Source organism: uncultured Photobacterium sp., assembly GCF_947039875.1.
GTDB lineage: Bacteria > Pseudomonadota > Gammaproteobacteria > Enterobacterales > Vibrionaceae > Photobacterium.
In genome coordinates this window covers 15014-27775 of the sequence record NZ_CAMRAN010000050.1, presented here as the reverse complement: position 1 = coordinate 27775, position 12762 = coordinate 15014, and the positions used below count along the sequence as shown (strand labels likewise).

Annotated in this window: 12 protein-coding genes; 5 read left to right on the top strand and 7 right to left on the bottom strand. The window is 38.9% G+C overall.

Annotation, left to right across the window (positions count from 1 at the left end; all coding sequences use genetic code 11):
- The 6 genes from Q0V26_RS15000 to bioA all read right to left on the bottom strand — a co-directional run.
- A partial coding sequence (locus tag Q0V26_RS15000; RefSeq protein ID WP_297483242.1) for a lactate utilization protein C occupies positions 1-721 on the bottom strand: 721 nt, incomplete at its 3' end.
- Positions 722-732: 11 nt separating this feature from the next.
- Positions 733-2148, bottom strand: coding sequence for a LutB/LldF family L-lactate oxidation iron-sulfur protein (locus tag Q0V26_RS14995; protein WP_297483238.1), 1416 nt, complete (start codon positions 2146-2148; stop codon positions 733-735).
- A 12-nt stretch (positions 2149-2160) separates the two neighbouring features.
- Entirely contained in the window at positions 2161-2880 is a 720-nt protein-coding gene (locus Q0V26_RS14990) for a (Fe-S)-binding protein (protein WP_297483236.1), read from the bottom strand.
- Between the two features lie 98 nt (positions 2881-2978).
- Complete coding sequence (locus Q0V26_RS14985) at positions 2979-4562, bottom strand: L-lactate permease (protein ID WP_297483233.1); 1584 nt, start codon at positions 4560-4562, stop codon at positions 2979-2981.
- A gap of 610 nt (positions 4563-5172) precedes the next feature.
- The gene (locus Q0V26_RS14980) at positions 5173-5730 is read right to left on the bottom strand and encodes an LON peptidase substrate-binding domain-containing protein (protein WP_297483230.1); all 558 of its coding nucleotides are present in this window, start codon (positions 5728-5730) and stop codon (positions 5173-5175) included.
- 163 nt (positions 5731-5893) lie between these two features.
- A complete protein-coding gene (bioA, locus tag Q0V26_RS14975) occupies positions 5894-7174 on the bottom strand; it encodes an adenosylmethionine--8-amino-7-oxononanoate transaminase (RefSeq protein ID WP_297483227.1) in 1281 nt (426 codons plus the stop codon).
- A gap of 200 nt (positions 7175-7374) precedes the next feature.
- Between bioA and bioB the strand changes: the two genes are divergently transcribed.
- From bioB to bioD, 4 genes are read left to right on the top strand one after another with little or no spacing between them, the layout of a single operon-like run.
- On the top strand, positions 7375-8427 hold the full coding sequence (bioB, locus tag Q0V26_RS14970) for a biotin synthase BioB (protein ID WP_297483224.1): 1053 nt from the start codon (positions 7375-7377) through the stop codon (positions 8425-8427).
- The gene (gene bioF / locus Q0V26_RS14965; protein WP_297483245.1) at positions 8414-9553 is read left to right on the top strand and encodes an 8-amino-7-oxononanoate synthase; all 1140 of its coding nucleotides are present in this window, start codon (positions 8414-8416) and stop codon (positions 9551-9553) included. Before bioB ends, bioF begins: the two co-directional genes overlap by 14 nt.
- On the top strand, positions 9543-10367 hold the full coding sequence (bioC, locus tag Q0V26_RS14960; protein ID WP_297483222.1) for a malonyl-ACP O-methyltransferase BioC: 825 nt from the start codon (positions 9543-9545) through the stop codon (positions 10365-10367). Before bioF ends, bioC begins: the two co-directional genes overlap by 11 nt.
- Positions 10360-11037, top strand: coding sequence for a dethiobiotin synthase (gene bioD / locus Q0V26_RS14955; RefSeq protein ID WP_297483217.1), 678 nt, complete (start codon positions 10360-10362; stop codon positions 11035-11037). Before bioC ends, bioD begins: the two co-directional genes overlap by 8 nt.
- 67 nt (positions 11038-11104) lie before the next feature.
- Here the strand turns inward: bioD and Q0V26_RS14950 are convergent, their stop codons facing one another.
- Positions 11105-11269 carry a hypothetical protein gene (locus tag Q0V26_RS14950; RefSeq protein ID WP_297483214.1) on the bottom strand — a complete coding sequence of 55 codons (165 nt, stop codon included), beginning with the start codon at positions 11267-11269 and terminating at the stop codon, positions 11105-11107.
- 379 nt (positions 11270-11648) lie between these two features.
- Here Q0V26_RS14950 and htpX point away from each other — a divergent pair, with 379 nt between their 5' ends.
- Positions 11649-12533 (top strand): protease HtpX, encoded by an 885-nt coding sequence (htpX, locus tag Q0V26_RS14945; RefSeq protein WP_080156627.1) that lies wholly within the window; start codon positions 11649-11651, stop codon positions 12531-12533.
- Positions 12534-12762: the final 229 nt, after the last annotated feature.

Here is a 12762-nt window from a genome sequence, read left to right as displayed (position 1 = left end):
AGGTGGCAAAGACGGGCCCATGCACACCAACAACCTTGATCAGCTCGATATCTGCAGTCGAACTCGGACCTGAAATAAAATTCACACATGATGGAATACGTTCACCATTATGTGCTTTTTGATGTAAAAGTTCTGTCGCTTGAGTTAAACGAGGAACGATATTACTTTTAGGTACAATGAAAACAGAGGCTTCAGGGAGCAAACTAACGGCTCGACCTTGTGTTGCTTGGCTATAAAGTACCATAGTACCTGATTCAGCTAATGCCTGTTCTGCGAATACTACGCCGACTTTAGCGCGCTCTGCAACAGCAATGTTTGCATCGTAACCTGCACTATGATCCCAAATGTAGACACCATGTTGCTTTTCAGCTAAATCTTTCGGATTTACGATATCTAACAGACGATTATCCGCTGTAAAGATAGTTTCTCCGATAGGATTTAGGCCATCACCATCATCGGTGCAATAGTGAAAACATACATTACGTAACGTTTCTGTTAGCTTATCTTTCGTTGTAACGACGGCTTGAGAGGCTAATGTTGTTTCAGTGTAATCAACTAGAATAGCTTTTAACTCATCTTGAGTTTTGCCTGCAAAGACGTCTTTGTGGCAGTTATATTTAAGATTTGGACGTGCTACGGGTGTCGTAATGCGATCACGACCAAGCTGTTTGGCGATATTATCAAGGAAACTATCGCGGTTAAAAATGCGTTGTTCTGACATGCGGAAGCCCCTTATTTGTCATCTCTGTTTTTAAACCAGCTACGGAATGATTGACCTGTTGGTGCTGGTAAATCACGAGTTTGTGTCCATGCGTCAAGCAAACCCACTTTAAAAGGCAGTTTGCCATCTTTAATCAGTTTTCCAGCCATAATAGCGCCGATTTTAACTGTTTTGTCCCAGATGAAAGGATGTGAATTCACAAAGTTAAAACCCGTGATTGCGGCACGTTCTGACGGTTCAGTAATTTTCCCTTCACTCATGATTTGGCGATGTTTTAGCAACAAATCAGACAATGGAATTTTTACTGGGCACACATCATGACAAGCGCGACATAAGCTACAGGCATTAGGTAGGTCTTTAAAATCCTCGTAGCCACCCAGTAATGGTGATAATACTGCACCAATTGGACCTGAGTAGATTGAACCGTAAGACTGACCACCAATATGACGGTAAGCAGGGCAAGTGTTAACACAAGCCGCACAACGGATACAGCGTAGAATTGGACGGAATTCTGAGCCTAGAATTTTTGAACGACCATTATCGACAATAACAAGGTGGAATTCTTCAGGACCATCACAATTATCACCTTCACGTGGACCCGTTAACGCAGTGACATAACCGGTTAGTGGAAGACCAACCGCACTGCGGCATAATAGGCTAGCAACAATATCAAACTCTTCAAAGGTTGGAACAATACGCTCCATACCCATGACTGCGATATGTGTTTTTGGCAAACTAGTGGCTAGACGTGCGTTACCTTCGTTGGTTACTAAAGTAACGGTGCCAGATTCTGCAATCGCAAAGTTACATCCAGTAATACCAATTTCAGCTTCAAGGAAATCATGGCGAATATGCTCACGGACAAAGCGGGTCATGGCTTCAGGATCTGAGGTGCCGTCATAACCGAGCTTTTCTTTGAACACTTCGCGAATTTGGGTACGGTTTTTATGTAATGCGGGTACAACAATGTGAGATGGAGCATCACAATCATCGACTTGTAGAATATATTCGCCTAAATCGGTTTCGATAATTTCGCAATTATTGCGCTGAATCATCTGGTTCATGCCGATTTCTTCAGTCACCATTGATTTAGATTTTACGATCTTCTTGGCGTTCTTTTTCTTTACAATTGTTTCGATGTAGTTGGTTGCATCTTCCGCAGTCGCAGCAAAGAAAACATGGCCACCATTTTTTTCTACATTTTCACTAAGTTGTTGTAAGTAGTAATCAAGATTTTCAAGCACATGGTTACGAATATCCATGCCCATTTCACGCCATTGTTCCCAGTTACCGAGTTTTTCAGCAGCAACTGCGCGGCTTTTAAACATACGTTCTTGTGCGTTGGCAACGGCGGCACGCATAGATTCGTCTTTCATTTTTAGATGAATACGATCTTTAAATTTAACGTTGCTAGTTTTCATTGACATAATAATGACCTCTTAACGACTCATCAGCACATCAACAATGTGCATTACTTTAATAGGTTGACCTTCACGGCTAATACGACCACCAATATTTAATAAACAACTAATATCAGCACCAATTAAGAAGTCAGGTTTTACTGCGCTAATGTGCTGTACTTTTTCAGTCACCATTTCACCTGAAATTTCAGACATCTTGACAGAGAAAGTGCCACCGAAACCACAACATGTTTCTTGGTTATCGATAGGTAACAGCTCAAGACCTTCAACATTATTCAATAAAATAAGTGGCTCTTCGCGTACGCCTAATTTACGAATAAGGCTACAAGATGGGTGATAAACGCCTTTACCTTTAAGACGTGCGCCGACGTTTTCTACACCTAATTGACGAACGACAAATTGAGTTAACTCAAATAAGCGGTCAGCAACTTTTTGTGCGCGGGCAGCCCATTCAGGCTCATCTTCTAAATAATGTGGGTATTTCTTCATAGAAGCGGCACACGAACCAGCAGGCGTCACAATCGGATAATCATTGATTTCAAAAGCTTCGATCATGCTTTTCATTGCGGGCTTGCTTTTTTCGATATAACCACTGTTTAATGCGGGTTGACCACAACACCCTTGGCGTTCAGGAAAAATCACTTCACATTCTAGCTGCTCAAGCAGTTGTACCGTCTTTTTAGCAACTTCTGCTTTTACAGTATCGCCAAGACAAGTGACAAAAAAGTTTACCTTCATTTTATTGCTCCAATGGCGTAAAGGCGCCTGAAATGTTGACGTTAAACTAGCGGTTGGCGTCTGCTTTACACAGTACGCCAACCTATTTTATTTAATCGTTAAAGAAACATACTCACTATTGCGACAATTACACCATATAAAATCATTGGAATAACCGTTCGTTTAATGATGTAGCCTTCTTTATTGGCAATACCAAGTATGGCTGATACTGCAATAATATTATTTATACATACCATATTACCCATTGCGCCACCGACCGATTGCAACGCTAGAATGATTGTTTCTGGCAAGTTGACAGTATGAGCAATACTTTGTTGAATCGCACCAAAAGTTAGGTTGGAAACCGTTGCAGAACCAGAGAAAAATGCGCCTAAAGCTCCTAGATAAGCAGCACAATATTGCCAATTTTTACCCAGTAAATCTGCAAACGCGTTACCTGTTGTCATGATGGGAGAGTTATCACTACCAATCATCATAAATTTCACCATAATTAACGCACCAACAAGGGCAATAAAAGGCGTTTTGATTCGTGATGCTGTGTCGCTAAATACTGTTGTTACTTGATGTCTGTTCATTTTTAAAAAAGGAATTGACACGAAAACAACCAAGAAAAAAGGTATTAATGCCGGTACATATAGCGTTTTGTATGCCCATGCTGTATCGGTACCTAAAATTTGACTAATGTGAATAATCAAAGCTTGGCTAATATGTAAGTCGGCAAAGCCTAAGTGGAAATCCCACATAGGGGTTGCATCGTTTAACATGCCTTTTAACCCTAATTGTTTGATACGAGTTATTATTAAAATAGCGATCAGTAACAGGGTTGGTGCCATGGCTTTAAACACGCGCCCAAAGGGTAAAGCAACCGTTGTGTTTTCTGTGTCTGTTGGTACTTTCTTTTCTAAACCAATATTGTAGCGTGCAAATAGTATCGATAATGTTAAGCCAATAGCGCCACCAATAAGCGCTGGGAACTCATTGTTCCATTGTGCAAGCCATACGTAAGGCAATGTACATGACCAAATGCTAAGCTGAATAAAAATAATGTTACGACGAATTTGTTGCCAGCTAACAATAAATTTCAATGCAATAACAGGAATGACAATTGCCGCTGCTGTATGCATGATGGCTGATAATCTACCTACATGAAGTAGTTCTACATCTGACAGTCCTAAGTGACCTAATCCAAACCATATTGGTGTTCCTACTGCGCCAAAAGAAACGGGAACAGAGTTCATTACTAACGCTAACATGGCGACCCGTAGCGGGTTAAAACCAAGTCCAACCAGAATTGGAGCTGCAATGGCTGCGGGGGTACCAAAGCCTGACGCACCTTCAATCATAAAAGCAAATGCCCAACCAATGATCATTAACTGACCGACTTGGTTTTTACTAATGCCTTCTAACCATTGTTTAATGACATCTTCACAGCCTGAAATTGAGAGGGTTCGATTTAATAAAACCGCACCAGCAATAATAGAGATAGGTGTAAGAGCTGATAAAGAGCCTGAAATAATGTTTGCGGCTAATAAACGGCCGCTAGTGCCAAAATAAATTAATTGTAAGATACCAATAAGTAATGCAGTTAAAGGTAATGCAACATGTGAAGGTAGTGCATTTTTTTTTGTCATCATCCAAATTAATAATAAAATTGGAATGACAGATATTGCTAGATTAAGCATATTTTTTTCCCTGGCTGAGTCGTCTTATTTCCATCTTTAAATAGACGAATTTTATTTCTATTTATTATTACTATATGAATAGTGTTTTTGCACTGAATTCTCTCTGTGGGAATATCATTGTATGCATGAAAACGAAACTTTCTATCTATTTTTTTTTGCTATTTATCATACCTATTGATTAAATGTGATGTAAATATAGACAGTAAATAATAACCTTTAAAATAGTCACTAAGAATCAATTGGTTATGATCTTTTTGTGTGTAAATAGCCAATCTGATTATGTCATTATTGGAAACAATGTATTTGCATAAATAAGCTAATATATCAAGGGTTTATTTCTAAAGATAAAACTCTAACTGCCCATAAAGTATAATAATTATCATTACAGTTATTGTTTGAGTGTTAATATTAGAGAATGTTTGATAAATAATGTATTGAGTATGATTAATTGAAATATAAAAAACATTATTTAGTAATTTTAAAATATATTAATTGAATTAAATAATAACATATTAATGCTATTTCGAGGGGGAATGATATTTACTATTAAATATAATAAATATTTACTCATAAGTGAGGGGGCTATATGTGATTATTTAAGAATATGGGTCTATTTTGAATTGGTATTAATTACCGTATGTAAGAAAGATAACGCAGCACTGCAATCGTTACGACTCATGAACCATTGCTTCTGATTAACTTCTAATGGCAGAACTTCGAGCCAGCGTTGACATACCCATGTAATATCATCAAATTGGGGATCAGGGTAATAACGGGCATGATCTGGATGTTGTTGGAATAGTTTTTTTAATTTATCTGAAATATTTTTATCAATAAAAGCAATATTTTTACTGTGCCAGTTAGGCACTGGTGAAGTATCCCCGATATAAAGATTATCGTGTTCTTGCCAGTGATTATTGATCAAAAACATTTCGGTACCTTGAATCGTAATACTCATGAATCCATTGGGTAGTGGATCAAAATCAGTAATTATGACCCGAGTACCAAAATGACAAAGATTGTTATCAATTTTCATACAGAGCCCGAAACCATGATGATTCGCGGTGGCGAGTTTAACCAAGCGCATATAACGTTGTTCGTAAATCTGTAATTTACAAATACCATTAGGTAGCAAATAAATATCAACGGGGAAAAGTGGTAATTGCATAATAATAACCCTAAGACATACATATTGATGATAAGTAAATAGCCGCTCGAGATATAATTATTATGTTGGTCGGGCACCTTTAATCAGTATAAGCAGACAAAAATAGAACAATGTCTGCTTTATGATACTAGGGTAAAATAAAAGACTGTTTAGTCACATAGCATTATGTTTTTAATACTTGGCATATTGCCTGAGTTAAACATGACAGTTGTGCTGACGTAATAATATAAGGTGGCATAATATAGATAAGACGCCCAAAAGGACGGATCCATACGCCAGCATTAACAAAAGCCTGTTGTATTTCAACCATATTGACGGGGTGATGTAATTCAATCACACCAATGGCACCTAACCAACGTACTTGTTTTACTTTATCAAGTGCTGCAATTGGGGGTAATTCAGTCGCTAGTTGTTCTTCAATTGATGCAACTTGTTGTTGCCATTGGTTTTGTTCTAGTATTTCAAGGCTAGCATTAGCAACGGCACAGGCGAGAGGGTTGCCCATAAATGTCGGACCATGCATAAAACACCCTGCATCACCACTGCATACTGTATCTGCAATTTTTTTATGCGTGATGGTTGCTGATAATGTCATATATCCGCCAGTAAGTGCCTTGCCAACACACATAATATCTGGGCTAATATTGGCATGCTCACAGGCAAACATTTTTCCTGTTCGACCAAATCCGACGGCAATTTCATCTGCAATTAATAACACGCCATAATCATCACATAATTCACGTACTCGACGTAAATAAGTCGAATGATATAGACGCATTCCTCCAGCACCTTGCACTATCGGCTCTAAAATAACGGCAGCAATCTGTTGGTGGTGCTGTACTAATTTATTGGAAAAATCGGTAATGTCATCTTCGTTCCATTCATCCCAGAAGCCACACTGAGGCGAATCCGCAAAAATATGGTCAGGAACAAAGCCTTTATAAAGACTGTGCATTGAGTTATCAGGATCTGTGACTGACATAGCAGCAAAAGTATCGCCATGATAACCATGTCTGAGGGTTAAAAACTTAGCGCGAGATTGGCCTTTAGCATGCCAATATTGCAATGCCATTTTAAGGGCAACTTCAACTGCGACCGAACCAGAATCGGCCAAGAAAACAGTATCTAAGCCTTGTGGTGTCATTGATACTAATTTTTTACAGAGATCAACCGCTGGTTGGTGAGTGATACCGCCAAACATAACATGTGACATTTTATCCAGTTGATTTTTAGCCGCTGCAGTCAGATGTGGGTGACTATAGCCATGAATTGCTGACCACCATGAAGCCATACCATCAATTAATTGAGTGCCATTTTCAAGGGTAATATACACCCCATTAGCATTGGTTACAGGGTAACATGGAAGCGGATTGATGGTTGATGTGTAAGGATGCCAAATATGGCGTTGATCGAATTTAATATCGATTGCGAGTTCTTTTCGCACACTAGTAAACCTAAATTGTTATTCAAGGTTGACAGTCTACGTACTATTAGTAGACTAGCCAACAGCTAAAAGATGAGTCAATCTCTATTTGATTAAATTTTATACGAGTGATATCAGCATAAAAGCGGCTCTACATCGTTTTTATTCTTATCAACAATAGAGTACTTTTGAATAATAAAAATATAAAAGAGGGGTGTATTGTGGACGTTCGTAGCAATTGGACTGTTGAGGAAGTACAAGCTTTATTTCAGAAACCATTTATGGATTTAGTTTTTGAAGCACAACAGGTTCATCGTCAATTTCATCAACCGAATCAAGTGCAAGTCAGCACTTTACTGTCAATTAAAACAGGTGCTTGCCCTGAAGACTGTAAATATTGTCCCCAAAGCGCACATTATCGTACTGATATAGAAAAAGAGCGTTTATTAGAAGTTGATCGTGTGTTGGATGCTGCACTGAAAGCCAAGCAATCAGGAGCAACACGTTTTTGTATGGGAGCTGCATGGAAAAATCCTAAAGATCGCGATATGCCATATTTGCTTGATATGGTGCAAGGCGTTAAAAAACTGGGGCTGGAAACATGCATGACACTGGGTATGATTACGACAGATCAGGCTCAGACATTAGCGGCGGCAGGGCTGGATTACTACAACCATAATCTTGATACGTCTCCTGAGTATTACGGCAATATTATTACCACACGGACTTATCAAGACCGGTTAGATACCTTGGCACATGTGCGTGATGCAGGTATGAAAATCTGTTCTGGTGGCATCATCGGAATGGGAGAAAGCGCGCGAGATCGTGTCGGTCTGCTGGTGGAATTAGCCAACTTGCCCGTTCATCCTGAAAGTGTGCCTATTAATATGCTGGTAAAAGTAAAAGGGACGCCATTGGAAAATGCAGAGAGTGTCGATCCATTTGATTTTATTAGTATTATTGCAGTTGCTCGAATTATCATGCCACAATCAGCGGTAAGGCTTTCTGCGGGGCGAGAAGATATGAATGAGCAAATGCAAGCCTTGTGTTTTATGGCGGGTGCAAATTCTGTGTTCTATGGTTGTAAGCTGTTAACTACACCAAACCCAGGTGAAGATAAAGATATACAACTCTTTGCCAAACTGGGTATTAATAGCCAACATCAAGTAGCAAAACCTGATGATATTCAAGCTCAAGAATTATTAGAACAAGTCGTAGAACGGGTTGTGGCACGTCCAACAAAAGATGACATATTCTATGATGCCTCTCTTTAATTTACGTCATCAACAAGCACTTATCGCACGCCAGCAACAAGGCCTTTATCGGCAATTACAGTGCCATGATGTAAATTCAAAAATATTAAATTTTGCTAGTAATGATTATCTTGGGTTAGCACAAGAGCCTAAAATCATCACTGCCTGGCAACAAGGGTTGGCGAAATATGGTGCGGGTAGTACGGCTTCACCTTTAGTGACTGGTTTTCAACCGCCACATGTGGATTTAGAACAACAATTAACTGAATGGTTGGGATATCAACGCGCGTTATTATTTAACAGCGGTTTTAGTGCCAACCAAGCGGTGCTTTTTACACTATTACAAGCCCAGGATCAGTTATTCCAAGATAAGCTTAATCATGCCTCTTTAATTGAAGCGGGTATGTTATCACCTGCAAAGATGAAGCGTTTTGCTCATAACGATATAGCTGCGTTACAACGACAGCTTTCAAAAATAAAAGAAGGACTCGATACCGCATCATTGGTGGTGACAGAAGGTGTTTTTAGTATGGATGGCGATTGTGCGCCGCTAACATCATTACGAGAAATAACAACCCAACATCAAACTTGGCTGATGGTTGATGATGCACATGGCTGTGGTGTACTAGGAGATGAAGGACAAGGGAGCTGTCATCAAGCAGGTATAAAAGCCGATATATTGATTATTACTTTTGGTAAAGCCTTTGGTATACAAGGTGCTGCGGTATTGTGTAGTCAAGACACCGCAGAATATCTAGTGCAATTTGCTCGTCATTATATCTATTCAACAGCCATGCCTCCTGCTCAGGCAGCTGCATTAAGTCAAGCTTGCACCTTAATTCAGACACAATCTTGGCGTCGAGAAAAGTTACAGGCATTGTCTGAGTCTTTAAATCACTATCTTGATAATAGTCAGGGTCTTATACCGACGATCACGCCTATAAAACCAATGATTATTGGTGATAGTTGCCAAACGATGGCGATCGCTGCTCAATTACAACAACGGGGCATTAAAGTGGGGGCTATTCGTCCACCAACCGTTGCACCACACAGTGCGCGTTTACGAATAACACTGACAGCCAATCATAATGAAAGTGATATTCGTCAGTTGGCTCTTGCTATGAATGAGGTTATCGATGCTGGATGATAAACAAACTAACGCTGCATTTTTAATTGAACAATCAAAGAAGTTGTCGATAGCGAATGCTTTTGGGCGTGCCGCCCCGCATTACGATAAATCAGCCGCATTTCAACGCCAAGTTGGGCATCAATTAATCGCATTAATACCAAAGCGGCAGGTGCAACCCGCTAAACTATCAGTGATTGATGTTGGGTGTGGAACTGGATATTTCAGTGCAGAATTACACCAACAAGGATTTGAAGTAACGGCGGCAGATATCTCTGCTGAAATGTTATTACAGGCGCAGCAACGATGTGGAGCTCATTGTCAGTATTTACAGACCGATGCTGAAAATATTGCGATGGCAAATGATAGCTATAATATCGCGTTTAGTAATTTAGCATTACAGTGGTGTGATGATTTAAGTGTGCCGTTACGAGAGTTACAACGAGTTGTTAAATCAGATGGTGCTATTTTCTTTACCACATTAATGAATGGCTCATTAAATGAACTTAAACACGCATGGTCACAGATTGATGATAAGCCACATGTTAATAGGTTTAAGACACAACAGCGTATTGAAGCTGAAATTATACAATCAGGTCTAATGATTGAAACATTAGAATGTAAGCCTATAACAGTATATTACTCTACCGCAATGAAATTGATGCGAGATTTAAAAGGTATTGGGGCGACCCATTTACAGCAACAGCGCACATCGGGGTTAGTGGGGCGACAGACCTTCATGGAATTAGAAGATGCCTATGATAAACATAGATTAAATAATGGATTATTACCCGCGACCTATCAGGTATGTTTTGGAGTATTAAAAAATGCATAAAGCGTATTTTGTAACAGGGACAGATACCGATGTCGGTAAAACTGTTTGTAGTTGTGCTATTTTAAATGCTGCGGAGCAGGCAAGTATTGCGATGGTAGGGTATAAACCTATTGCTTCTGGTTGTGATAGAACACCACAAGGATTACGAAATAGTGATGCTTTATTACTGCAACAAGCATCATCGGTTAGCGTAACTTATGATGAAGTTAATCCTTATCGTTTTTATCGCCCTGTATCTCCTCATATTGCAGCTGCAGAAGAACGAAAAATCATTGAGTTTAAAATATTATCGCAAGGTTTAGCACACCTTAAAACTAAATCTGATTGTGTGCTGATTGAAGGGGCGGGAGGGTGGCGAGTACCCGTAAATAACACCGATTGTTTGTCGTCGTGGGTAAAGCAAGAGCAGTTACCAGTGATTATCGTGGTAGGAGTCAAACTTGGTTGCTTAAACCATGCCTTATTAACAGCAGAAGCTATTCAAGGTGATGGACTAACAGTCGTAGGATGGATTGCAAATTGTACCGAACCTAAAACGGATAATTATACAGCGATGATAACGTGGTTAGAACAGCAGTTACCTGGGAATAAAATCGCTGAAATTCCTTATCTCCCTCATAACCAAGGATTAAATTTAGGTACGTATATTGATTTAGCAATATTATGCTAAATAAAGGGATTAATAAAAACAACAAAAGGCACATTGCGTGCCTTTTGTTTTAATTGATAGAGATAAACTAATTAGATGAGTTAAGTCCAATTAGCATTTCTGATGTTTCTGTTGTTGGTGCTGGATGACCAGCTTGATCAAGGCCTAGTTCTTTACATGCTTCATCCATGGACATTCCAAGATGGCAACGCAAAATATCTATAGCAACTTGATAACTTTCATTATTAGTCATGAATCCTCCCTGCTTCATTGTGTGTTCTGTTTCATAACAATACGTAAACAATAATCGAGTTATACTATGAAAGCAATACGACCAAAGTCTAATCTGTCTTTATTTTAATAATTATTTATGTACCTGTAAAAATTAAGTGTAATTTAAATGTTAGTTTTTTGGGCTGTTACTAGTTATATTTTATATTTATTTTGTCGCCATATGAGGGGTATTTGAATTAAATAAGAATTAGTAACAATTTAACACTTTAATTTACAGCCATATTATTCGAATATAGTTAGTAATAGTTACTTGATTGTACCAAGAAGATGAAAAAATAGAGTCTTATAAGGTATAAATCCAAACAAATAATATTCTTTCAATTGGAGTAATGATAGATATGAAACGTATTGCGTTGTTTCTAGCAACGAACCTTGCTGTAATGTTGGTGTTTAGTATTGTACTTAACATTGTATATGCGGTAACAGGAATGCAACCAGGCAGTCTTTCTGGATTGTTAGTAATGGCGGCTTTGTTTGGTTTCGGTGGTTCATTAATTTCTTTAATGATGTCAAAGTCAATGGCATTACGTTCAGTAGGTGGCGTTGTAATTGAACACCCGCGTAATGAGACTGAACATTGGCTAATCAATACTGTTGCTCGTCAAGCAGAACAAGCGGGTATTGGTATGCCTACCGTGGCTATTTATGATGCGCCAGATATTAACGCTTTTGCAACCGGAGCAAAACGTGATGATTCATTAGTTGCAGTATCAACAGGCTTACTGCATAGCATGACTCGTGATGAGGCTGAAGCAGTATTAGCTCACGAAATCAGTCACGTTGCTAATGGTGATATGGTTACGATGACCTTAATGCAAGGTGTAGTAAACACCTTCGTTATTTTTGTTTCTCGTCTTGTTGCTGGCGCCATTAGTGGCGTTAATAGTAATAGTGAAGACGGCGAGGGTGGTGGTAGTTATATGACCTACTTTATCGTATCTTCAATTATGGAAGTACTGTTTGGTTTCCTCGCCAGTATTTTGACTATGTGGTACAGCCGTCATCGTGAATTTTATGCTGATGCAGGTTCTGCAAAGCTGGTCGGTCGTGACAAAATGATTGCGGCACTTGAGCGTTTAAAAGTGAGTCAAGAACCGCATTTAGAAGGCTCAATGATGGCGTTTGGTATTAATGGAAAGAAGTCATTATCTGAATTATTTATGACTCACCCACCACTAGAAAAGCGTATTGACGCATTACGCCGTGGTGAGTATGTAAAATAATCATTCGCAAATTATTGCGCATTAATAATAAGCCCTCTAACTATACTTTCAAGCTGAAAGTATAGTTAGAGGGCTTTTTTATGCTGGTTATTTATGAATTTCTTTAAGATGATTTATTCTTCATATACTTTTCTGTATATCCATATCTGAGGGGTTAATTGTTGCCCGCAATAATCTTAGAACGTATTTTTCTCTATAGTAATTAGTTATCAATCTTTGATACTTTTTT

Excerpts from the sequence above, each read along its gene's own strand:
- Q0V26_RS14980 (WP_297483230.1), bottom strand. The coding sequence starts at position 5,730 with ATGCAATTACCACTTTTCCCCGTTGATATTTATTTGCTACCTAATGGT.
- Q0V26_RS14950 (WP_297483214.1), bottom strand. The coding sequence starts at position 11,269 with ATGACTAATAATGAAAGTTATCAAGTTGCTATAGATATTTTGCGTTGC.
- htpX (WP_080156627.1), top strand. The coding sequence starts at position 11,649 with ATGAAACGTATTGCGTTGTTTCTAGCAACGAACCTTGCTGTAATGTTG.
- bioC (WP_297483222.1), top strand. The coding sequence starts at position 9,543 with ATGCTGGATGATAAACAAACTAACGCTGCATTTTTAATTGAACAATCA.
- Q0V26_RS14995 (WP_297483238.1), bottom strand. The coding sequence starts at position 2,148 with ATGTCAATGAAAACTAGCAACGTTAAATTTAAAGATCGTATTCATCTA.
- Q0V26_RS14985 (WP_297483233.1), bottom strand. The coding sequence starts at position 4,562 with ATGCTTAATCTAGCAATATCTGTCATTCCAATTTTATTATTAATTTGG.
- bioD (WP_297483217.1), top strand. The coding sequence starts at position 10,360 with ATGCATAAAGCGTATTTTGTAACAGGGACAGATACCGATGTCGGTAAA.
- Q0V26_RS14990 (WP_297483236.1), bottom strand. The coding sequence starts at position 2,880 with ATGAAGGTAAACTTTTTTGTCACTTGTCTTGGCGATACTGTAAAAGCA.
- bioF (WP_297483245.1), top strand. The coding sequence starts at position 8,414 with ATGCCTCTCTTTAATTTACGTCATCAACAAGCACTTATCGCACGCCAG.